This is a genomic window from Dawidia soli, from assembly GCF_018598185.1.
GTDB classification, from domain to species: domain Bacteria; phylum Bacteroidota; class Bacteroidia; order Cytophagales; family Cyclobacteriaceae; genus Ohtaekwangia; species Ohtaekwangia soli.
On sequence record NZ_JAHESC010000036.1, the window covers coordinates 1 to 24,512 of the forward strand.

The following is a 24,512-nucleotide window of genomic DNA, read 5'->3' on the forward strand; positions in this document are numbered from 1 at the left end:
CAATAATAGAGATTTTACGTTGCTTCAACGTTTTTCCCGCGAAGAATCCTCGTCGGCCAGGACCACCCCGCAGCCTTTACGGGACCTGCACAACACCCCGTGATACATGTCCTTCCGGCGCGCCGCGTTGGAATAGAGGTGACCTTTCCGGTCACCCCTATTCCAACAAGATTGTAATAACGACTGGACGAACACCCGATCCGCTCAGGGAGCCTCGTGGTACACACCGAACCGGATGGAAGGATCTTTCACGCTGGTGAACGTGAAGACCAGGTTGGTATACCGTGTCGCGCGGCCGAGATTTTCCACGTAAAACCCTTCGGGGTCGGTCAGCACATCCAGCAGCGCGTTGTACGCTTCCTCCACCTCGGGTTTCGGCACGCTGTTGGCGTCGCGGAAGCCATTGCGATGGATCACCAGGCGATCTCCTTTATCTTCAAAGGTGAGAAGCTGCCGGATGGTACCGTTCGCTACGCTGCCCGTGCCGCCAAATGCAAAGTAGTCGATGTTCGTACCCCCGAACGGCAACTGGATCCACAGGGTGAACGATGCCGTCATCCCGACCTGTACGGCCGTGTTATAATAAAGCTCTTCAAACGCCGGCGTGGTCAGCGACCCGATGTCGGGATCGCCAAAGGAAAAAAAGACGTCGGCCGTCAGCGTAGGGTCCAGCAATACCGTTTGACCGTCCACCGGTAGGATCGGCCCATCGATGTCGCCGATCGCCAGCAGCGTACCGTCGGCAAGCGTCGTTTCAAAGCGGGCTTCGTCTTCGTTATAGACGAACTCCGGGCGTTCAACAACGCTGCCGTTGCTGAGCCGGACCGAATCGACAAATATACCGTTGCGCGTAAATCCGTACCCGGTAATATATTCATCGCCGAAAGCCGCGCCATTCTCTTCCGTCTCGATCACCGAACGGATCGAGATCACCCGCCCGTCATAGGGAAAGTCGAACGCCGAACGCGCCACGACACCGTTCTTGCTTTCTTCCAACGCCCGGTATACCGATCTGCCGCCGGTAATGCGGCCGATGTTATCATACGCCGCCGTCAGATCCGCCAGCGCGGTCGGCGTAGCCCGTTTGAAAAGGACCGTATCCTGTGTGCGGTTCGTCCGGAAGATCAGGTCGCCGCCATCATTGGTGCCATAATACAGGAACTCGAAGTCACCCTTCAACCCCGAGCCCGCATCGCCGGGAATGGGTGAAAAATTAGAATCCGACAGTTTGTGCAGCGCGCTGAACGTCGAAAACGACAGTTTGGTGGTAGAGCCCTGGATCACGTCATAGTTCGACTGCCTCAGGGTCAGGTCCTCCTGCGAAAAGTCCGATGCCATTTCTACCACCGAATCTTCCAGGAAACGGAATACGAACTGGTAATAACCGGTCTCGGTGCGGCTGGGCTTATAGGAAGCCGTCCATCCATGTTCACTGGATTTCAAAAGCTCCCGCAAGGAAGTGATATTCTCAAGACTTCGCTCGGACGCAGGCTTATCAAAAACCTCTTCCACCTTGTTGTCCTGGCATGCGGCGACGGCCAGCATGACCAGGAACCATACTGCGCCGTATCCGGCGCGCTGAAATGTTGCTGTTATCTTTCTCATCGGTAGCATGCTTTTTTATTGAATAATGCGCTGGGTGGCGCGATAGACAGAATCCTGCAGCACGTAGAGGTCTACGTCGAACTCGGTCTTGTAATAGTCGACCACAATGCGTTCTTTCCGGCGCAGGCGTTCTTCGCCGGTGCCGCCGACGGCGTCGACCAGGGCATCCCATTCTTCACGGCTCATGTTCAGCATGGCCGAACCCATTTCGGCAAAATCTTCGATCTCGCGGGCGTACGGCGTGATGAAGCCCAGTGCCTGCGAATCCTCGGTGTTCTCGTTGAACCACTGCGCCGTATAGCCTTCCGGAGAGATCGACCCATAGGCCGCTTCGTCAAACGGCTTCGTTTGGTTGAGAATGTGCACATACTCGTGCTGGATCGTGTGGATGAACTGATCTACTTCCGCGCGGCTGGCCTTGTTCAGCAAGTCGATCTCGAACAACGTGATGCGTTTGCCGGCTTCCGCCAGCCCCAGCGTGATCGTACCCGAAGGGTTTACATTCCGGCCGCCGACCAGCACCAGCTGGCGCGGGGCAATCTTTTTTACAAAGTCAGGACCGCCCACGGCCGTGTACGGCTCGATCCAAAGCTTGTATACAACGTCCAGGGCCGGCTGCACGCTGTCGGCCACCGGCGGGTACAGATACCGGTCCTGGTCGACCAACGATTCCGACCAACGGTAGATCACCTCGATGTTATAGGGTGTAGTGAAGTTCTCGCTGATCCAGGTGTCCACCGCGTTCAGTTCCGCGGGGGTGACATCCAGGTTGCTGCCGGCCGAAATCTCATCGTCGTCGCTGCAGGCGGCCACCACACCGGCGGCTATTGCCAGCAACGCCCAGAGCCGTAGGATATAATTCTTTTTACTCATAAAATACTTTGTTGTCATGGATAATACATTCTTTATCGCCGGTTGGCCGGAATACCAAAAGCCTGCGCCGATTCGGGGATCTGAATGGCGCGGCGCGGATCATCTTTTCCCAGTACCACCGCGTCGCCGTTGTCCTGCGCGTGCGTCACGACCAGGTTGAATCGTTTTATATCCAGCCACCGCAAGCCCTCGTGGTAAAACTCGCGTCTTCTGAACTCGGCAATGCCTTTCACAAACGCCGCCTGATCTTCCGTAAGGGTATAGCCGGGTGTATATTCACCGGCGATAAAAGGATACGTCTTCTTCATCAGCGCAAGATCGACCTGGTCCGTCGCCGGATCGAAGTCCTCGGTCTTTTGCGACAGGTAGGCGGTGAGGTCGGCCGAAGCATTTTCGAACTGCCCCAGCATTGCGTACGCCTCTGCACGGTTCAGCAATACCTCGTCGCTGGTAAAATGCACCAGTCCTGCATACGGGTCACCGGTGCCGGCCGTCACGTTGGTGATCCGGAAGTATTCCACATACTTGGGAATGTTGTAGAACACGTCGGTACCGAAAATGGGATACGCCCAGGCCTTGCGGAACGGATTCGTCGTTCGGTCGGCAAACAACTCGTCTACCTTGGCCGGCGTCAGGCCGTAGCGGTACGACGCATAGTTCCGGCCCTGCAGCGAGCCGGGCCAGGAAACCATCAGGTTTGCGCGCTCCGTGGCCGCCGAGTATTGCGCGGTGCGCTGCGCATACGTCAGCGTATTGACCGAAGGGGACACCCAATCGCGGATCAGCACGTCCGGCGAGCCGCTGCCCAGTACGATGTCGGCCTGCTCGATCACCTTCTCCCAGTCTCCTTTATACAGGTAGAACCGCGCGGCAAAAGCATGCGCCGCTTTCTGGTTGAAGTGGAACTTGGCCTCCTGGTATTCGTTGGTCACCAGCGGCAGGCCTGCTTCCAGGTCTGCTTCGATGAGCCGGTACGTCTCGGCGATCGTCTCCCGTTCATACTGCACAATGGCGTTCTCTTCCGGCGAAAGCACGTAGGGTATCCCCGGCTCCGTACCGGCCGTGGCGGCGTCATACCGCAGGCTGAAGAAATTCACCACCATAAAGTGCGCATAGGCCCGCGCCAGCAAGGCTTCCCCCCGCAGCGCCGCCACCACCGGTTCTTCACTCCCCATGTCCGCCAGCGAGGCCAACGCCTGGTTGGCATGCGCGATCGCCGTATAGCTCTCCATCCAAAAATACGTGGGTGCATCCTCGTCGGTGATCGACTCATAGTCGTCCCAGTGATAAGCATCGGTATTGATCTGCACCTGGGTGCCCTGGATCCCCGTGTCGGCGGGTCCTTTGTCGTCCGCATTGTCCGACATCGCTTCGGCAAAGGGAGCAAACTGTGCATCGGTATACGCGTTCACCAGCAACTGACCGACCTTCTTCTCGGTGTCGATGATCGTGCGGTTATCCTGCGGCTCGTCGAGAAAGTTGTTACACGACGCCAGGCCCAGGACGATCGCTGCTATATAGTATATTTTCGATTTCATAACTGTTGACTGTAATGGTTATTAAAATCCCAGGTTCAGCGAAAGTGTATATTGCCGCGTGATCGGCTGGGCTACGCCGCCCGAGCTGTAGAACTCGGGGTCTACGCCGTTCAGCTTGTCGTCCGCATAGATCAGCCACGGGTTTTGTACCAGCCCGCTGATCGTCATGCTCTTCACGTAAAACCGGCTCAATACAGCCTTCGGTACGGTGTAGGCTACATTGACCGTACGCAACCGCACATACGAACCGTCGGCCACGCGCTGCGTAGAGAAGTTATAGGCATTGTAAGCTCGCTTGATGTCATTCTCCTCGTTTTCCTGGATCAGCCGCGAGTCCGGAATGACGGGCACCGCCGTGTAACGCTCGTCGCCGGGAAGGATCCACCGGTTCACAAAGCTCTTCGAATACATGGTCAGATCCGTAAACGAGTTTGGACCGTACATCACCGGCAAACGCACTTTATTGCCGCCCGACGCCGTAATGAAAAAGCCCAGCGACCAGTTCTTATACTGGAAGGTGTTCTGCAGGCTGATGGCCTTGTTGGCGTCCGTCGGCCCTTCGTATTTCAGGTACGACAAGAGTCCCCTGGCCTGGCCTTCCGGTGTCGTCAGGCTCGAGCCCGTGTCCTGAAAGTCGACGTCGAATGTCTTGTCCTTATCGGGAATGTTATAGACAGGCAAGCCTTTGTCGTTCAGACCGGTGAATTGGATCGAGAACAACGAGTTGCGCGGGTAGCCGATAAAGCTGGCCCCGGTATCATCCACCGCGTCGAGCAACGTAGGCTTGCTTTCGATCTTGGTCACCTTCTGCTTGAACGCCGACAGGTTCACCGTCGACGTCCAGTGAAAATCACCGGCATCGATGTTCTTCGTGCGGATCGATACTTCGATACCCCGGGTGGTCATGTTCGCATTGTTGATCAGCTTGATGTCCTGTCCGCCCAGGCCCGCGGTGCGCACGTAGTCGAACAGGTCGAAGCCTTTGCGACGGTAAACATCGGCGGTGATATTGATCCGGTTGTTGATGATGCCCATGTCCAGGCCGATGTTCGTCTCGTATTGTTTTTCGTAGGTCAGGTCGTTGTTGCGCAGGTCCTCGATCGTGATGGACGATTCGCGATCGTCCACCGAGCGGCGGCCCTGTGTGATCGTGCTGCGGAACACCGCCAGCGTATTGGTGGCCGTACCCGCAATGGCCGTCAGACCGTAAGAGGCCCGCAGGTTCATGGTCGTCAGCCAACCGGCATTCTGCATAAACCCTTCCTCGCGGATGTTCCACTTGCCGCCAAAGGTATAGGTCGGCGTCCACCGGATCTTGCCGTTGCGCAAGCCTTGCGTGTTGGAGGCATTCAGGTTTCCGGTAAAGGAGAAGAAGTATTTGCCATCCAGGCCATACGTCAGCCGCGAGAAGAAGCTGGCCGTCCGCTCGCTGGTCGTGCCGGCGCGTTCGCCCGGGTTCCGCGGACTGCCCAGCGAGAAGTAAGATCCCGTTTCACCGAGCACTTTGGAAATAATGCGCGGATCGGTGTTCGGGATCAGGCCGCCCGAATAGTTCAGACCATACCCCTCGAAGGCCGTTTCCTCACGGTCTACAAACCGCACCTCCTGCCCGATAAAAGCATCGAACTCGTGGCGCGTGTTGAAGGTCTCTTTAAACGTGAGCGAGTTCCGGATATAGTAGTTGCGCAGGAAATTATCCGTACGGAAATACAACCCTCCCTCCGGCAGGACCACCACCGGCGGACGCGTAGGGTTATCGGGATCGTTCCACAAAAAGATGTTCGCATCGCGGATCACCGTATTTTCGTCGGCCCGGTAGGCACCCGCCACGTTGCTGTTTTCAGAGATCTGGTGCTCGCTCACGCTGTTGGCATACCGCACCGCGCCCACAAAGGCATACTGTACTTTGTTGTGGAACAACGGGATCTGGAAATCCGTCTGCAGCTTGATATCCTGAACACGCACATCCGTATAGTTGTTGTCCGTCTCGTTCAGGATATTGAACGGCGCCCAGTTGAAGGTATAGTACTCCAGCTCGCCGTTGTCGCCATACGGGCGCAGCGTGCGGCTGGTGTTGAGCGCATAGCTGTAAGGGTTGATGTCGAAGTCGCGGGTAAGCGATCCGAACACATCGTCGGAGCTGCGGTTGAACGACCCCGGCGCCAGCTGCTGGCGGTACGATCCCAACATCGAGATCGTCAGCTGGGCATCACGTTGTAAAAAGAACGTGTTCCGCAGGTTCACCGACAACCGGTCCACCTTATCCGCCACCGTCCATCCCGGGTCTTTATACAACCCGATGGACGAGTAGAACTGGTTGTTCTGACCGCCGCCGGAAAGGCCGATGGTATGGTTTTGCGTGACCGATGATTTGAATACCGTATTGAACCAATCGGTATTCGCCCGTTCATACGTTTGTAAAAATTGGTTCCGCGCCTGCGGCGTATTGGCCAGCAGGAAAGCGCCGGCTTGCGCGTCATACGTATTGATGCGGTTGGCCATGATCCCATAGACACCGCTGTACCGGCTCTGGCTGATCGTCGTAATGTCCAGCCGTCCTTTGTTCTCCAGCTCCTTCAGCACGCTGAAATTGTCTTTCGAGTTGAGGATGTCGGTATTGTCATACGTGGGGATGCTGCGCGTCGTAAACTCGCCGGCATAGCTCACCGCCAGCGGTGCCGAACGGCGGCCGCGCTTTGTTTTGATCACGATCACACCGTTGAGCGAACGCGAGCCGTACAGCGCTGTCGCCGAGGCGTCTTTGAGGATCTCGAAGCTTTCGATATCGTTCGGGTTCAGCCCCGCCACCGAAGAGCCGATCAGCGTGCTCGTATTACCCGACACCAGGTCGGCCAGCGAAAGATTCACCAGGTCCTCCTGCACCACACCGTCGATCACCCACAACGGCTTGCCGTCGCCCGTGATAGACGATGCGCCCCGGATCGTGATCTTCGGGCCGGCGCCAAACGTACCCGATACGTTCTGAATGGAAACACCCGCAGCACGGCCTTGCAGCATCTGCGAAACATCGCCAACACCCTTCACATGAATATCCTCCATTTCAATGCTCTGCGAAGCACCGGTATACGACCGCTTCGAAACATCGCCGTACCCCGTGACGACGACTTCCTCCAGCGATGTAAAACCCTTCAGCGTAACGTTGATCACCGACTGCGTACCCACGGTAATCTCCTGCGACTCAAAGCCGACGAAGGAGAACACCAGCACGTCCGCCGGGTTCACACGCAGCGTAAAGTTACCGTCCGCATCGGCCGCCGTACCTTGCGACGATCCCTTGATCAACACCGACGCGCCCGGCAGGGCGCCGCCGCTTTCGTCTACGATCTTACCGGTCACTTGTTGCTGTACACGCGCCGGCGCGATATTGACAGGCTCCGCCGTCAGCACGCGCCGCGACTTCTTAAAGATCACCGTCGTGCCGTGCACCTCGTAGTCCAGCGCATAGGGAGCGGACAGCTTATCCAGCACTTCCGTAATGGTCGAGCTGTCCAGGTCCAGGCTCATGGGCTCCCGTTCGGAAACCCAGTCGGACTTATAAATAAATTTCAGGTTGGTCTTGCTGCGGATCTCCTTCAGCACGTCGCGGAAGTTCTTCTCCTTTACATGGAGGTCGATCCGGCGTACGTCCTGCGAGTACACGGTGGCGTAGGTTTCCGACAACATACCCATCAGGAGTATCGCTGTCAGCCGCATCACAACGGCTCTCTTCTTTACCTGGCAACAGTCAGGTAGTGTGCGTAAAAGATTCATCATAGGATTTAGGAAGGGTTAATGTTTCGTTCGGAAGGTTAGGTGTGGCTTCACGACACCTTCTTCCGTTTCTTGTTTTTTTATTTTACGATGATAACGTTAGGATTCACGTCAAAGGCTACGGCCCCCGTTGCCTGCATAAGCTTCAGCACTTCGGTAGCCGATTGATATTTGTCTACGTGCGCGGTAAAACGCGCTTCTTTCTGGCTGGCGTTTGCGTACTCGATCTTTACATTATACCAGCGTTCCAGGCGTGACAAAATATTGACCAGCTTCTCGTCTTCGAAAATAAAAACGCCGTCTTTCCAGCTTGTATAGATATCTGTATCCACCGCGCGGGTCGACAACACGCCGGCGGCCTGATCAAAGACAGATTGATAGCCCGGCGTCACCTGCAGCGAGGCCCCCGTTGCGAGGTCTACGGCAATCCTTCCTTCCACCAGCGTGGTAAGGGTCTGCACTTCGTCGGGATAAGCCGTAACGTTGAACGATGTGCCCAGCACAGAGATGGTCTGGCCCGCGGTGATCACCTTAAAGGGACGCTCTTTATTCCTGGCTACTTCAAAATATGCTTCGCCCGTCAGCTCGACCCATCGTACCGGGCCGGCAAGCGTCGCAGGGTAGCGGATGGTGCTCTCGGCGTTAAGCCACACCCGCGTGCCGTCGGCCAGGGTGAGCTGAAATTCACCTCCGCGTGGAATGATGAGTGTATTGATCTCTTCGGCAGCAGCACCCGCCGCGCCGGCAAAGTATTTCAGACCGGCGTCCGAAGCCTCCGCCTGGATGCCGTGCTGGTGAAGATTGACCGCGCTATCGCCCAGGTGGATCGACTGCCCCGCGCCGGTAATAAGCGTAGCCTTCGCGTGCCCGGGCAGCAGCAGGACCTCGGCCGTCTGCACAGCCGGGGCGTTATAATAATTCCAGAGCAGCGCCGCGGTCGCGGCAAGCAAAAATACCGCGGCGGCACGGTATAATATCGTGATGATATGCGAACGCCGGTCGTGGAGCGGCCGGACAGGTGTAGCATCGATCGTGCCCTTCAACTTCTGCCAGGCTTCGTCGCGCCGTGCATCCGAGATCTTACGGGGCCCCTGCTGAAAACGCTCCAACCGGTCCAGCAATTCCTGATTCTCCGGATCGGCTTCCCGCCATTGATGGAGTGTTTCCTGCTCACGGTCGTCCAGCCGGGTAAAGAGCTTTTTCCAAAGCAGCGTAAAGTCGATGCGTCTTCTGTTCATGTAGGCGGTAAGAGGTCTTCAGTGTATGAGACCTTAAAACACCTTAGTCCGCCAGAAGGGTGACAAGCAAAAGGAATATTTTTAACCGTACTTCCGAGAGGGAAAGTTTCAGGGATGCACGACCGCGCTTGATCTGCGTTTTTACCGTATTTTCCGATACATTCAGGATGTCGGCTGTTTCAGAAACGCTTTTGCCGTGAAAATAACGCAGCTCGATCGTACGCCGCACCTGCTCGGGCAGATCACGAATGCCGCGCTTGAGCTCTTCCAGCAACGCTTCGCCGTCATCGCCATCCTCCCACACATACAGCATGGCTTGTACATAACGCAGGTTGTGAGAGTCGCGTACGTTTTGGTTCCGGATCTCATTCAGGCAACGGTTCCGAACAGCAGTATACAAGTACGCGCGCACCACAAACGCCGGATCTTTCCACAGCGCACGCTGCCAAAGATCGGTAAAGACCGTTTGCACGATATCTTCGGCTGCCGAGGTATCCAGTAAAAAAGAATCGGCAAAGAGCACCAACCGCTGATAATGGGCGTCAAACAATGACTTAAAGGCTCCCTCCTCCAAGTTGCTTCCCTCCTGTATAGTGCCCTGAACGTCCATATACGAAAGATCGGCGGGCCTTGCCACAACCGTCATGGAAAGTAAAGCATTTTTCTGAAAATGTAAAAAATGCCGATGCCATTCTTTGGACGCAAAAATGCACCCGGTGCGAAAAAAGCGTTCCGCACCCGTTTTAGGTCGTTCTGCTTTGTGTTATCGGCTATTTCGCTACCGCCTGACCTGACCGTAGTTTTTCGCGGATCTCATTCAGCAACGAGCCCAGCGGATCGTTTTCGTCAACGTTCAGGTCATCGTCGAATACACCATTCGCCAGCTGCGATGCATACTCGAGGTTCAGCGTCAGCTTGTTTGTAATTTCTTCCACGGCCACAATGTTCCGCGCATTTTCACGCGTCCGTCTATTGAGATCGTGCGCCCAGAGGCAGCAGATGAAAAGAATAATGACGGCCAGAAAGCAATGAATAATAAAGGTGGTCAGGTCCATGAACTCGAGCTGCGAGAAATACACCACATTTTCGGTCCCCGTCGTAGCGCTTTGCCATTGCAGGTAGCCGAATATCGCGTGGTGAATAACGATCACAAGCGTCAACGGTATCTGCGCTTTCCAGTTCTGATACGTGATCATCAACGTAGCGCCGATAAAAGCAAAGAAGTGCATCTCAAACATGCCGTGCATCTGGTAGATGAACTGTCCCATGAAAACGCCCACCGCGGCGCTCGCAACGTATTGGATCACGGTGCCTCCCGGAAATAATTTCTTCGTGATAAAATAGAGTGCAAGCATCAACCCTCCCACGGAGATCGCGACAAACCAGGTGTCGTAATACGACGCGATCACCAACCCGAAAATAAAATAACCGATGAGGAACAGATCGATTATCTTGTTCGATCGTTCGCGGATCTTCTCGATAAAACGGTTTGCGTAAGCTTGATCTTTGTTCTTTAAAATGTTCGTGGCAGGCGTCATGTCCTTTACTGGTTAAATAAATTTGAAAGGAGGAATTCTCCATCCGGGGTATCAGACGGTAATTCACATCCGTAAGGCAGCGTGAGCTCGTGTTGGACAAAGACCGGCAGCGGCCTATGCGCCACCAGGCTATCCAACGCGATATCGACAAATCGTGTTTGTTTATGGGTACAGAATCGTGATTTATTATAATTACCTTTAAAATAGATCCGCGAAGCATCATTCAAGATCACGGCTTGTGGCGTAGCATAGATCCCACACATATCGGAGATCCGGCCATCCCTGTCGGCGATCACCGGCACGTCCAGTGCATATTTCGCGTTGAACTCATCCCGTGCATCGTCATCGTCCGTTTGAAGGATCACAAAAAAGTCAACCTGCTCATTATACTCCCGTACCAGCGCCCTGAATTCGTTCATATTAAATTTCGAGCACGGACAACGCGGATTGAAAAAATGAAGGAGCGTCGATCTGTCAGAGGAGATGCCCCAGGCCGCAAGATCGATCTCCGCACCGAGCGGCACGTCGACAAACCCGTCGGGAACCGGCGTTGGCGTAGCGTACCTGAGCTCGTGTTGCCAGAATATAAAGCCGACCGATAACATCACGATCAGGATGATAAAGGCCAATAACATCGTCTTACGAAACTTCATTTCTCTGCAAACGGGAGCTCTTTCTGATAGCGTTCTTTTATAGACAGGCTGATGGTCCGAACAATCTCGGGATTAAGAACAGTTTCATCCGTAAATTTTGATGGAGTCACATTATGCTTGATAAAAACCTTCATGTTTTGCATGACAATGATCTGCCAGCTCAGGGGTGGAAGATTTTGATTGACCCAATCGACAATCACCTTGGCGGGGACATCCATTACTACCGGTTGTTTCATAAAATAAAAATGTAAAATACGAATATTATACCCGCATCAGGAACAGAAAAACAGACACGTGTGTAATATTTACCTCCTAAAGGTATTGAATTGATAACATCGCAACACCAGGCTGTCAGATATATAATTACACATATAACGGTATCAATCTATGACACTTATTTTTATTCTTGTTTTTCAGTAGTACGAAGGGCATTCTATTCCCCTATGCCATCGATCGATTTTGATCCGATAGTTTACCATGATCTCGTGTGTACTGTTTGAATAACGCCGTAGCGCAGACGTGGTAAAATCACTGGCATACCCCACGTGAAAGTTCTCATTGAGTTGTAATTCAAATAAACCTACAACCGAATCATCCAGGCGATACGATGCCCCCAGCCCGACGACATTGTAAAACACCGTCGTCAGGTTAAGATCAAAGCTCAGCGGTGCCTTCTCCTGGAAGCGGATCAGCGCTGAGGGTGTTACCTTGACATTTGTCGAAACCTTTTGCGTGAACCCGGCGGTAAGGTAATAATACCGATACTGGCGCGCGGAACTCGAAAACACCTTCGCATTGATCACCCTGTTGTTCAGGACGTACGGAACCGACAACCCCGCATAGAACGCATGATGCTTTAAGAACAAACCGCCACCAAAATTCCAGGTCATGTTCCGGTCCACGACCCCATAGTATGGATCCGTCTGATCCCGCGGCGTGAGCTTGCCAAAATCGGATTTCAATTCGTTGAATCCCCCCTGCAAGCCAAACGACAGATACGACTTCGAATTGAATCTCGATATCGGCAACTTATAAGAGTACAGAAGATACAACGTATTTTCCGTGTGTATCCCGATCTGGTCGTTGCCGGCCAGTATACCCAGTCCTACCCGGTTTTGTTTAAAGCCGGAGCTGGCGCTGAAGGTAAATGTCTTCGGCGCGCCGGGAAAGTTCACCCATTGGTTCCTATAAATGGCGGTTGCGCTCAGCTGCACCTGCGTGCCCGCGTACGCCGGATTGATCACCAAAGGATCAAACATGTACAGTGAATTGATAGGGCGTTGCTGTGCCGATGCCGTCAGCGACATCAACCCGCCGATGATTATGGCTGTGATCTTTTTCATCAGTGTACTAATTCAAGGTACCCGTATACCGGCTTCGAGCCATCGCGTTTGTCGATTATATAGAAATACGTGCCGTCCGGAAGCTCATTTCCAAGCGCGTAAAGTCCTCTTTCACCGATGCCTCTGAACACCACATCGACATTATTATAGCCGTCCGCTTCGTAAACCTTCACCCCCGATCGGTTGAATACCTTTACATTGTTCGACGGGAAATTCTGGATACAATCGATCGTCCAGAAGTCGTTCCGATTGTCGGCGTTAACCGACACCAGGTTGTAGGAAAGGATCTCCGTGCCCACCGCTACGCGTGATTCGCCTTCGCATCCCTCCGAGCTGATGAATTGAGCGATGTAAACACCGGTGAACAGATCATACGTGGCCGGCCCGCTGCCGACCTGTAAACCGCTCTCCTCGTTGAACCACGTAACATCCGCCAGGGTCACTTCGTCTCCGTTCACGAGTCCCAGCAGTACACTTCCCGTGGGTGTCAGGCAGTATGAGGGCGTGCTCGTCAGGTTCACGATCGGTGTCTTTCGCCAATCGGGAACAGTAATCGATGCAGGCAGCGAAACACACCCCGTCACATCGTCGGTGGCGGTGACCGAATACGCGCGAATGTCGCGACCGGTGTAGTCTACACCCGTAAAGTCATGCACCCCCTCGATATACCAATCGAAAGAATAGCCAACCGTTACGCCATCGACATCTACCGTTACCCATCCGTTCGGCGTGATACAGTTTGAGCGGCCCTGCACCAACGACGGATCCGGTGCGGGCGGCGTCACCGTACCATCGGTTATCGCACCGGTAGAATCGGCAAAGCAGAACGTGGTACTGTTGGTAACGCGTACCGTATACGCCCCGGTGGTCTTTCCGATAAGTGTATTAAAATTTGTCAGCACCGGGTCCAGGGCTTCGTCACCCTGATACCAGGCAAAAGAGTATCCTCCCACCTGGCCACCGTCGGCCGTAGCCGTCAGCTGGCCGTTCGCCCGGAGCGGATCGCAATTCGTAAGCGGATTGTCCTGAACGATCGCGATCGTCGGCGGCGTTCGGTCATCCTGGATATGGGTGGAGTCGATCGTCACACAGCCGGTATTGAGATCCGTCAAACGCACCGTATACGCTCCCTCTGCCAACCCCGCGCGCAGGAAGTTGGACGTGTATGTCGGAAACTGCGGATCGTTCGCCATGGGGCCGAGATCCGGATTGTTGATGTCCGCCGGAGGCGCTCCTGCATAGAGATCCGCCTGGTAACTGTACGGGAACGGGTAATTATTGAGCGGGTTCGAAAGGTCAATCGGGAACGGTACGCCGCTGGCGAAGAGCGAGCCGTCGGCAATATCGCATCGCGTCCGCGCGCTGGTGGAGAGCGCCAGCTGCGGCAGGAAAAGCGGCGACGCATCCGGAACAATAAACATCGCCGTACTGCTACAGTTCGTGGTAACATCCAATACCGTCACGGAATAGTGATGCGCCTTCAGGTTGGAGATGGTGGAATTGGCCGGCGCTCCAAAAAGCAACGGAGGCGTACCGTCCAACGACCGATACCATTCAAACCTATAATTCGCATTTGCGCTGGTTTGCCCGTTGTCTACCGTGGCCACCAATCTGGCGGAACCGTCTACCGAGGGCTCGCACTTGACCTGCGGCAGCGTCTGTGTAATGTCCACATCCGGATATACGATGTCGGCAGAGTCGATCACGGCTTCCACCGGCGACGATTCGCAGTTGGTCGTCAGATCGCGCACTGTCACAAAATACCGGTCGGGCAGCTGGTCCGGCAACAAGGCCTGCTGATAGGGAACGTTGCCGGCATCGGCCAGCGGCGTGCCGGGGTATGTTCCCTTGAACCAGCTGTAGTCGAAATCAGCATCCAGCTGTGCGGCATCGCTTATGGTGGTGGTGCCGCCGATGGTAATTTTTACCACTTGTGCCGTTCCCGAAGGGAAGCAATTCACCGGATCGACCACATCGATGTCCACGATATTGGGAAGGCTCATCGACAGGTCGAGCTTCAACTCCATTCCCCTTTCAAAGAAGCATCCCGTCGCGGCATTGTCGATGCGCACCGAATATACTCCTTCCGGTGCACGGTTGAGCGTGCTTACCGGGTTTACATAGTCTTCTGTGGTGGCCGGATCCAGGCCGCCGCCGTTCAAAGTCCAGGTGAAAGCATACACATCCGTCACACCATCCTTGTCGCCATCCAGGCTACCGTCTCGTTCAATCGCGGTGGCGACCAGCTGGCCATTGGGCAACGCGCCCACACAGTTGGATGCCGGTGTAAACGCAAACGACACATCCGGCGCTACGCTCTTATCAAGGATTTCCCGGCGCAGCGGCGCCGATTCACAACCAAAACCGGGACTGCCCAGAATGCGCCTGGCTTTTACATAGTAGGTGCCGGCTTTAATCGTCGGCATCGTCGTCGTATTCAGGTCGAAACGATTGATGCCGCTCGCCGACGCAAGGGTATTTCCCGCCACCGGCGAATCCTTATACCAGGTAAAATCAAACTCGGTAAAGGGACGCGTGTTGTCCGTACCGACGGCCACTTCCGTTACCACTATACGGCCGTCATTCAAACAGACGAGCTGGTCCGTAACCAATGCATCGACCGTTGTGACCGGGATCAGCGACCGCGTAATCGTTGTCGATACATCCGTAAAGCAGCCGCTGACCTCATTGGTCACACGAACCACATAGGTATCGTCGCGGAGCCCGCTGAATTTATCGGCCGCACCATCCTGTCCGGCGTTGACCACCGGCGCAGGGCTGAGGGTAGCGGTACGACTATAGGTGTAGGTCGCCACCGGTGCGGGCGTTGGCATCGCCCCGGGATTATCCACATCGACCGTCAGGGCGCCTTCAAAGAACACCGGGTCACACGACGTGTTTGTCAGCGGCGTCAGCCGGGCCACCGGGTCGAAGCTCATGTCGATAATATCCTTCCGCAACGGCGCCGAAATGCAACCAGACCCCGGGCCGCCCGCCGTACGCCTGGCCGTAACGTAATACCGGTTCGCCAGCAGCTGCGAGTACTCGCCGGCATTCGTTCCCGGCAGTAACGCTCCGCCGGTAATGGCATCGCCCAGATCGTCTTTCAGGGCCGCGGTGCTGGGGTCGGCTTTTGTCCACGTGAACACAAAATCTCCGAAGGCCGCATCGGCCGGCACATAGCTATCCGTTGCACCGACATCGATGCGCGTTACCGTCACGCTTCCGTCGGGATTGCAGATAACCTGGTCCGTCACCTCGGCCGAGGCGATGATGATCGGAACAGACGAGCGCAGAATCCGGGTTGCGGCATTTACAAAACAGCCGCTGGTATTGTTGGTGATGCGCACAGAGTAGTCTCCGTCCTTTAACCCGGTAAAAGATTCCGTATCGGAATATACCGCGCCATCGGCGGGCACAGAAGGTTCTGTGGTCGTCCAGTCATAGGTATAGTTGAGCGGCGCCGGGCCGGAGCCCGCATCGGTCACCTTCACCTGAATGCCGCCTTCAAAACCACCCACCGTCTCACACGACGTGTCGTTTGACGGCGACAAGACCGCGTTCGGGTTCCTGCGCTGATCGCCCACCTCCACGCGCAGCGGCGCAGACTCACATCCCGATCCCGGGGCGCCGACAATTCGTTTCGCTTGTACAAAGTATACACCTACGCCCATGGCCGGGTATTCACCGGCATTCGTTCCGGCCACCAATTGCGGTACCTGGATCCTGGCCGCGGCATCGTCGGTCAGGAACCCCGTTGCCGGCAGCGGGCTGTCCTTAAACCAGGAGTATGAGAAGTTGGTAAAGAACTCGGCATCTGTACCGCGCACAAAGCTCGTGGGGCCTACATCGACCTGTGTCACCGTAACGCTGCCGTCGGCGATACACAAAATCTGCGGTGCCGAAGCGGCGTTTGCGATGATGATCGGAACGAATGCCGGTGTAATGGTAGTCGAACCGGTCGTCGTACAGCCGCTGGCATTGTTTGTCAACTCGAGCGTATACCCGCCGTCGTTCAGGCCGGTAAAATTATCATCCGCGCCTACCCCGTCACCATCAGACGTTGCCGGCGGCGCTATGGCCGTGGCGGCCACCACCCAGTCGTACGTATACGCCGCGCCGGGAAGCGGATTGACCGAACCCGGCGAAGTTACCGTTACGTTAACCGTGCCTTCAAAATTAGTATCACAGGCGGTATTGGAAGTGGGCGCCAGGGTAAAGACCGGCTTGACCGTTTTGTCCATTATATCCACGCGGAACGGCGCGCTAAAACATCCTACACCCCCCGTGGCACCGGCGTTGACTTTATTGGCGACGACGTAGTAAGAGCCCGCTGTTACCTTCGCCGAAGGCAATGGCGCGCCGACGTTGGAGAGTATCTCTCCTCCTTTCGCTGCCGTACTATTTCCGTTGGCGCTCAACACACGCGAGGCGACCGTAAGCCCCGCGTCGGTATACCAGTCAAAACGGTAATCCCCCAGATCATCAGCCGGACCATGGACGATCGCGATCGACCGCACCTCTATCTGTGCATTTGTTTCAAGCGACGCTTCGCAGAACAGCGCATCCCGGCTGACCACATCGCCGTCGACCAGCTCGGCCACGGCCGGCTGATTTGGAATGGAGATCAACCGCTCGGCCACGCAACCGTTGGACGATGTTACCCGAACGGTATATTCCGGCACTTCCGTATCCGGGCGCAAACCGTTGATCGTGGCCGTCTCGGGAGCACCGGCCGTTGGGTCCGGGGCAACATAAGGGCCCGTTAGTACCGTGCCGCCCCAGCCCACCGGTGCCGGCAGCACATCCAGGGAATAGGTAAAGCCCGTGGTCACATCCGCCGGGTTCCGGTTGATCGCAACCTGTGCGGAACCGTCGGCAGCATTGGTATCACAGGAAGTATTGGCCGACAAAGCGCCATTCAGCGTAATGACCGGCGCCAGGGCCTGAGACTTCACTTCCACCACTTCGTACACCGGGCAGTTCGGCGCAAAGCCCTGTCTTACCTCGACGGTATACATGCCCGGCGCGAGCGAAGCATAGGTAATCGGATTCGGATTGCCCGGCGCAGGGCCGATATCCGGTCCGACCTGATTCGCTGCCAACGGATTTTCTCCCGTGTAGAATCGATAGATATAGTCATCGATCGTTTTGCCAACGGCCAGGCTGGTAACCGTCGCTTCCACGGCACCGTTGCCGACATCATACGGACAGATCGTAGACGGGGTCACCACCGGCGTCACGACATGGGCATTCTGGAACGGCAGGAAAATCGTTTCGTAATTACCACATCCGTTTCCTCCGTCCAGGATCACCAGCGTGTAAAGATCGGAATTAAGTCCCGTGATCTGATCAGACGCACCACCGCCGAGGTTTTGATCAAAGGCAGCCGCCGGATTAAAGACCGGAGGATTATTAAAAAAGTTGACGCTGTCATTCAGCGGACCACCCCTGAACCACGCATAGTCAAACGTAGGCCCTTCGCCGCCCGTCAGTGTCGCCGTCATCGCCCCGCCCCCCACAGCGCAGTGCGCGGGCCGCACGTCGATCGAAATGGCCAGGGTTGTTTTTTCGGTATTGTCCGCCACCTGCCGGCTTACCGGCTGGGAAACACAGCGGGTCGCATTGTCTTTCGCTACAACCGTGTAGGTACCGGGAATCAGGCTGAGATATTTACCATCGTCCACGCCGGTGGCATCGGCGTGGTCGATCACATCCTCCGCCACGGTCGTTTGGTTCAACCCTTTCTCATTCAGCCAGTAGAATGTATAACCGTTTTGCACACCGCCCACGTCCGCGAGCGCCGCACCGTTGGGAAAATCACAGCGTGTCACGTCAGCGCTTACCGCCGCCGCAACAACCGGATAGGTAATGACCTCCGGCAGGAAAACCGTCTCCGTATTGACACAACCGGTTAACAACCGAACCACCTCTACCGTGTAGAACAGGTTTCCCTTCAGACGGTTAACCTGCCCGTTGATCGCGGTTGTCGTCGTGACGGCAGTTCCCGGCGTCACGATAGGGTTGCTGCGGTTAAACCAGTTGACGTCGTACAACGATGACGAGCTCTCCGTCGCCGATCCGCCGATGGCGGTCTCATCGACCGTCGCGGTGAGCATGCCGTTGGGATTCAGATCATCACACGATGTTTGGTTAACCGGTGTGACGCTGATCGGTGGCGTAAAGAAATTATTTTTTACCTCTATCGAAACGATCTCCGATGTACAGCCGATCTCATCGATTGTTACACTGGCCGAATAGAACCCGAAGGGCAACGCGCCCATGTTTCCTACGGTCGTCTGCGCCGGTATGTGCGGCGGCAGCGGCGCCCCGGTATATTCACCGTTGAACCATTTGTACACCAGGGTTTGTGCCCCCGTATACGCTCCGCTATACGTCAGCGACAGCTGCTGCACGCTGCCATTCTCCGACACCCCTGCAATGCCGGGGTCACAAATGGTATTCGGCGTTGCCGACAATGTCAGCACGGGTTTAACCTGAGCGTCCGGCAATTCTACCGCAAACGTATTTTTGCAACCGTCGTTGGTATTCGTGACCAGTACATTATAAAATTTACCGATCGCTCCCTGCAGCGTGTCGGCACTCACCGCACCGCCGGCAATAAGCTGCCCCGCTTGCGTCAGACCGCTGCGCCAGGCAAATGTATACCCGCCGAACGGCGACATATTTCCGTCCACCTCGTCAACCTGCACCAGGCCGTTGGCTTTTGCCGGATCGCAGTTCGTAGAAGGCACCGCGCTTGCCGCGATCACGGGCAATACTTGCGCCGGCGTAACCTGCGCAACAACCTCCGGCGATTTACAGCCGGTAGGAACATGCGTGACAACCGCTGTATAAAAGCTGCTGTCGCGTTCGATCAGGTCCGGCCCTGTTACACCGGCGATCACCGCGCCCGTCTCCTGGTCTGTCCATACATACGTGAAGGTTTGAGGAACGCCCACATCCGCCAGGTTGGCGATGGTCGCCGCCACCGTTCCGTTAAAGGGTTTATTGGCAACCGCCGGATCACAAATGGAGTTCGGTGTTGCCGACAGTTGCAGTACCGGAAGCACGCGCGCATCGCCGATCTCCTTCGTATCCGTCATCTGGCAACCGTCCAGCTGGTTGGTGACCAATACCGTGCGGAATACACCGACACCGCCCTGTTGATTGATAATAGAAGGCGCGGTGGCGCCGGCAATAGTACTGCTCAGATCCGCCCCATCATGCCATTGGTATATAAACGGCGCGCCAAGGCCGGATGCAGCGCCGGCCGTCACGCTGTTGATCACCACGCGGCCGTTTCCGCCTACCGGCGGGCAGTTGGTGGAAGGATCGGCATCGGCATCGATCACGATCGGTACCTTCGCGGGTATCACGTCGATGTTTGCCGGCGCCGAAACGCACCCTGTAGGCTGATGCGTAACAACGCCTGTGTAGCTGCCATTGTTGAGAAGTGAGATCGTGGCGTCGGTGTCGGCTATGGCCGATCCGGCCGTGGTGTTGGTCCATGCAAAGACAAAGGTAGGGTCGACAAACTGACTTTCAGCCGCGTTGGTAATAGTCGCCCGTACTTCGCCGTTGAATTCACGACGGGGAACCGTAAGGGTCGGATCGCAGATCGTATTCGGATCTGCCTCCAACGCTAAAATCGGCAAAAGCCTGTTGTCGGAAACGAGCTGTGTGTTCGTACTTCGGCAGCCATCATTCGTATTGGTCACGCGCACCGTGCGGAACACGCCTATACCGCCTTGTATGCCGTCCAGGCGCGCGCCCGTCGCTCCTGGTATCGGCGTTGTTTCGTCAACGCCGTTAAACCACGCAAATACAAAAGGAGAACCCGTGCCGGAGGTGGCGCCGGAGGTTACATTCGTAACAACCATCGATCCATTCGGTGCCGTGGTACAGTTCGTTGACGGTACCGGGTTGGCCGTGATCGTTGGAATAATCCGTTCATCGTCCACGAGGCCTGTCTCCGGCGCGGCCGTACATTTCAAATCCGTCCGGCTCACCACCACGGTATAAAAACCGCTGTCAAGCCCGGCCAAAGAATTTCCGACCTCGGGCCTCGGCGCGCCTACGGCCGACGTGCCGGTATACCAGGTAAAGCTGTAGTTCGTAAAATCGGTCACAGGGCTGCCGCCAAACGTAACAGACGCAGACACCGCGCCCGAAAACGCCTTGCCGGCCAGCACCTCGTCACAAATGCCGTTGGGCGTAAGCGCCAGGATGACCTCGGGAATGTTGATGATCTCCTGAACGACCGTATCCGCCACGGCGGTACATTGAAACGCCGATGTAATCCTGACCGTGTACGACTGTCCGCCGCCTTTAACGCTCTCGGCTATGCTTCCATTCGTTCCTGAAACAGTTTTATGTGCGTTCTGAGGCAGTGTATTTTGTCCCTCGAACCATTGGAACGTAAAGTCGGAAGCGCTTTGAGGAACGCCGCCGATCAGCGCTACCGCTTGCAATCTTCCGTTCGGTGCTTTCGGATCGCACGACGTTTGAGGCGCCAGCTGCGAGAGCGCGACAGAGGGCACCACGGTTTCGTTTTTAACCTCGGCTACAAAAGGAACCGATTTACATTGCGTAGCCTTATTGATGGTTTCCACCTCGTAGAATCCGGCCGCCAACCCCGTTCGGGTGGGGCCCGTTCCGTTTGCCGGCGGAAGTATACTTCCGCGGGAGCCGTCGGCGATGTTATGGAAATACCAGTTGAACGTAAAATCCGCCGCGTTTTGAAGAACGCCCTGCAGGAGTGCCTGTGCGGTAACCGATCCGCTGCCCAGGTTCGCGCAATTCACGACAGGCGTAGACGTCGCCGTGACCGTGGGCTCGAAGGCCAGGTCGTTCACCACGGCCGATGCGGTGGTCATACAACCGTTTCGTGTCACCACAACCGTATAGTTGTTACCGATCAGGTTCGACGCCGTAGCCGTCGAGACACCCAGCGACGCCGCGTTGCTGTACCATTCAAAACTAAAGCCTGTGTTTCCACCGGTTACGACCGCTTCCAGCGCGCCGTTCGGAGGGGTACAGGTAGTCTGATGCGACATTACATTGATGGTTACCGCCGGCAACGTAATGCCCAGATCGATGTGCATACTCACCAACGTAGTCTTACATCCCTTCGACAGGTTGGTTGCCACAAAAGAATAATCGCCTTCCGGCAAGCCCGATATCGTATAGTTGTTGCCGCCCAGCGTTGCCGGCACCGGATTAGACGTATCCAATCCATAATACCACTGGAATGTATAATCGCTATAGTCGACAATCTCGTCGGTACCCGCCGTCGCCGATTTGTAGATCCGCGCGCGTAATTCGCCGACGTTCGGATCGGCCGCCACGCACTTGAGATTGTCGCGTATCTTCTCTATCCCCGCGGTAAACGGGCTCGGCGCCACCGTCACCTTGTACATGTTGTTCTCGATCTTACATTCCTTCGCAGAACCACCGGTCAGGACGACCGGCAACACCGCGCCGTTATTATAGATGACGATGTACAGATCGAACAAGGTACCCGGACCGTTGAACGTAACCGTCGGTGTTTTGAAAGTCTGATTGACCTGTAGATTCGAAATGGTGAACGTCGTACTGTTCAGGAGCTTCGCGGCGGGATTGGTCGTCGGATCACCGTTGAAGAAGCTCACCGGAACCACATCCGAGATCGGCAGGTCACCCGAATTGATGATATTGAAATACACCTGAATGCCCAGGTTACCGCAGATGGGCGGAATCACGACCACGGCGGGATCATACACGCCGTCGCCGTCAGAGTCACACCCCGGCAGCGTGGGATCGTCATTACACAGCAGGTTGGGCACATCGCCGGTAAAGGCCAGATCAGGCGCAGGAAACACCGGGCAGCCCTCAGCGCTTAGAAAGGGTATCTGATTCAAAAAAACGTTCAGCGGCGTCTGAGGTCCCGGCAGCCCGTTGGCACACGGGTTGTTGCCGAACACCATGCCCGGATCGAGCTGCGGAAAAGGCAGCGTCAGGTCGTCGTTGATATTGACGACATGATACCCGGGCTGATTCCACACTTTCCGTGTCGGCAGCCATTCGTTCCCCTTGGAAAAATAGAGACGCACTTCTCCCAGGGCCTGCTGCTGAATGTCGTCGCAGATGTCAAAGGAATTGCTTCGATTACAGGGCACGCAGATATCCGTGGCGCCGTCGCCGTTCACGTCGGCGATGATGGGGCCCTCGGTATAGGTGTGCGACTGGCAGATCGATGACCAGTATTTTGTGGTGCCGGTCGCGCCGTCGATCACAACCACTTCCTGCGAGTCGCGGTAGATCATTTCCGGCTTGCCGTTGTTATCGAAATCGTAAAGGGTCACCGTTAACACACCCGAGCGCGAGTCGTTGATCGTACGCGGATTGGACCATAACGGAACAATGTTCGTTCCCGGAGCATCGGTGGTAACACAGTATAAATGACTTCCGGCGATGAATGAAAAATCCAGCTTACCGTCGCCGTTGGCGTCACCGATATTGACACGGCCCGTTCCCCAAATCCAGCCGTTTTGATAATTCGTATAGCTGAGCCCCGAAGGACATTTGCCGGCCGGCTCCGTTCCCGGCGCTATCCCCAGGTCGGCAGCGCTCAGCGTCATAAATCCGCTCACCGTATTTTTCTGCACGTTCCAATAAAAGACGGTCGTTCTTCCCAGCGATGAATTTAACGCGCCGGTTACCACCACATCCATATACCCGTCCTTGTCGACATCGGCAATACTCGTACTGCTATGGCTGTCCACACCGTATTCCACCGGGTCGTTCATCAGCTTGACATAATACTTGTCAGGCGCACCGTCTTTGTTGATGTCGAAGCTGATCGAATTCATGTCGCGCCACAACGTCAGGGCCGCGGGACTGGCGGGATTGCGGTTTGTCAGAGACGGAACTTTATATATTCTCGGCCCCACGACAAGCTCCATTACATTTCCATCAGCCCCCGCCGACTTGATATCGACCGTTACCGGCGCGGCCGTTACATCGACGTCCCACAGCGCCGTATTGGTCATGTCCTTGCCGCCTTCGCTGGCCAGCAATTTTCCGTTTTCCGCCGCGAAGATCCGGTCGCGCAGATAAATCTCGGCTTTGTTGTCACCATCCATGTCGGCGATGCCGAAAATACCCGGGCGGTTCGTGCCTAAATAAACAGGATAACCCGGAATCAGGGTCATCCCCTGCGCTCCGTAGCTCTTCAGTTGTAAACCCACGAGAAAAAAACACGTGGGTGGGCTTTTGGGACTTCCCGCACGGTTGCTGACTACTGCAAATACTTCCGAACGGCCATCGCCATCGATGTCTGCCGTCAACACTTCATATTCAAATACCAGGTTGGCGGTGGTACCACAACCGATGTTGTTAAACCGATTGGAAATAGCCGCGCCCGAAAGTCGAAAATCGGCAATGACGTCTCCCGGCGCAAACGTACCGCCACCCAGCGCCGCCACACCGGTTTGTGCCGTCGATGCAATGAGGCGCACCTCTGCATTCCATTTGGAGGTAATCAAAATATCGGGCATCCCGTTTCCATCCACATCGGCAGCCGCTACTTTTGATTGTGTATCAGCCGTATTCTGACCCGACACGGCCGGCGGTCCCACCAGGTCAAAAGGAGTGCTGGCACCGGGAGGTGTAATACTGCAATCCGAGCCCTCGCCCACGAAAGTCAGTCCGTAATAGGTAGCGCAATTCGAATCTGCCTGATCTGCTTTACCGTCGCCATCGTTATCGACCGTATCAAAACATTCGCACCCCAGCTCCTTTCCGTCGGCAGGAATGGGCTTGCAGTACGGATCCGCGCAGTTGACACTTTTGCTGCAGTCCAGTATTTGCGCGAAGGCAGAGCCCCCCGTAAGAATTAGCAGCAGGCAACAAGCAAACCTGAGAGATCGCCCCGTAAAAAATGTAGTGGGTGGTATTACGTACTTCATCT

At 55.7% G+C, this 24,512-nt stretch carries 11 protein-coding genes; all 11 read right to left on the minus strand.

Translation table 11 applies throughout. The features are described 5' to 3' along the window. Positions 1–204 precede the first annotated feature (204 nt). The 11 genes from KK078_RS21315 to KK078_RS21365 all read right to left on the minus strand — a co-directional run bounded on the left by KK078_RS21315 (position 205) and on the right by KK078_RS21365 (position 24,510). On the minus strand, positions 205–1,605 hold the full coding sequence (locus KK078_RS21315) for a DUF4302 domain-containing protein (RefSeq protein WP_254092345.1): 1,401 nt from the start codon (positions 1,603–1,605) through the stop codon (positions 205–207). A gap of 15 nt (positions 1,606–1,620) precedes the next feature. Beyond that, positions 1,621–2,478, minus strand: a complete 858-nt coding sequence (locus tag KK078_RS21320; protein WP_254092346.1) for a zinc-binding metallopeptidase — start codon at positions 2,476–2,478, stop codon at positions 1,621–1,623. A 32-nt stretch (positions 2,479–2,510) separates the two neighbouring features. Further along, positions 2,511–4,016, minus strand: coding sequence for a RagB/SusD family nutrient uptake outer membrane protein (locus KK078_RS21325; protein WP_254092347.1), 1,506 nt, complete (start codon positions 4,014–4,016; stop codon positions 2,511–2,513). 21 nt (positions 4,017–4,037) lie between these two features. Next, complete coding sequence (locus tag KK078_RS21330) at positions 4,038–7,790, minus strand: SusC/RagA family TonB-linked outer membrane protein (RefSeq protein WP_254092348.1); 3,753 nt, start codon at positions 7,788–7,790, stop codon at positions 4,038–4,040. A 77-nt stretch (positions 7,791–7,867) separates the two neighbouring features. After that, complete coding sequence (locus KK078_RS21335; RefSeq protein ID WP_254092349.1) at positions 7,868–9,025, minus strand: FecR family protein; 1,158 nt, start codon at positions 9,023–9,025, stop codon at positions 7,868–7,870. A gap of 43 nt (positions 9,026–9,068) precedes the next feature. Next, positions 9,069–9,671: a sigma-70 family RNA polymerase sigma factor gene (locus KK078_RS21340; RefSeq protein ID WP_254092350.1), complete on the minus strand. Its 603-nt coding sequence runs from the start codon at positions 9,669–9,671 to the stop codon at positions 9,069–9,071. A 124-nt stretch (positions 9,672–9,795) separates the two neighbouring features. After that, positions 9,796–10,563, minus strand: coding sequence for a hypothetical protein (locus KK078_RS21345; RefSeq protein WP_254092351.1), 768 nt, complete (start codon positions 10,561–10,563; stop codon positions 9,796–9,798). Between the two features lie 5 nt (positions 10,564–10,568). Then, positions 10,569–11,216, minus strand: a complete 648-nt coding sequence (locus tag KK078_RS21350; protein WP_254092352.1) for a TlpA family protein disulfide reductase — start codon at positions 11,214–11,216, stop codon at positions 10,569–10,571. Then, on the minus strand, positions 11,213–11,452 hold the full coding sequence (locus tag KK078_RS21355) for a hypothetical protein (RefSeq protein ID WP_254092353.1): 240 nt from the start codon (positions 11,450–11,452) through the stop codon (positions 11,213–11,215). Before KK078_RS21355 ends, KK078_RS21350 begins: the two co-directional genes overlap by 4 nt. A 177-nt stretch (positions 11,453–11,629) precedes the next feature. Further along, on the minus strand, positions 11,630–12,559 hold the full coding sequence (locus tag KK078_RS21360; protein WP_254092354.1) for a PorP/SprF family type IX secretion system membrane protein: 930 nt from the start codon (positions 12,557–12,559) through the stop codon (positions 11,630–11,632). Further along, positions 12,559–24,510 (minus strand): T9SS type B sorting domain-containing protein, encoded by an 11,952-nt coding sequence (locus tag KK078_RS21365; protein ID WP_254092355.1) that lies wholly within the window; start codon positions 24,508–24,510, stop codon positions 12,559–12,561. The genes KK078_RS21360 and KK078_RS21365 overlap by 1 nt, the downstream gene beginning before the upstream one ends. Positions 24,511–24,512: the final 2 nt, after the last annotated feature.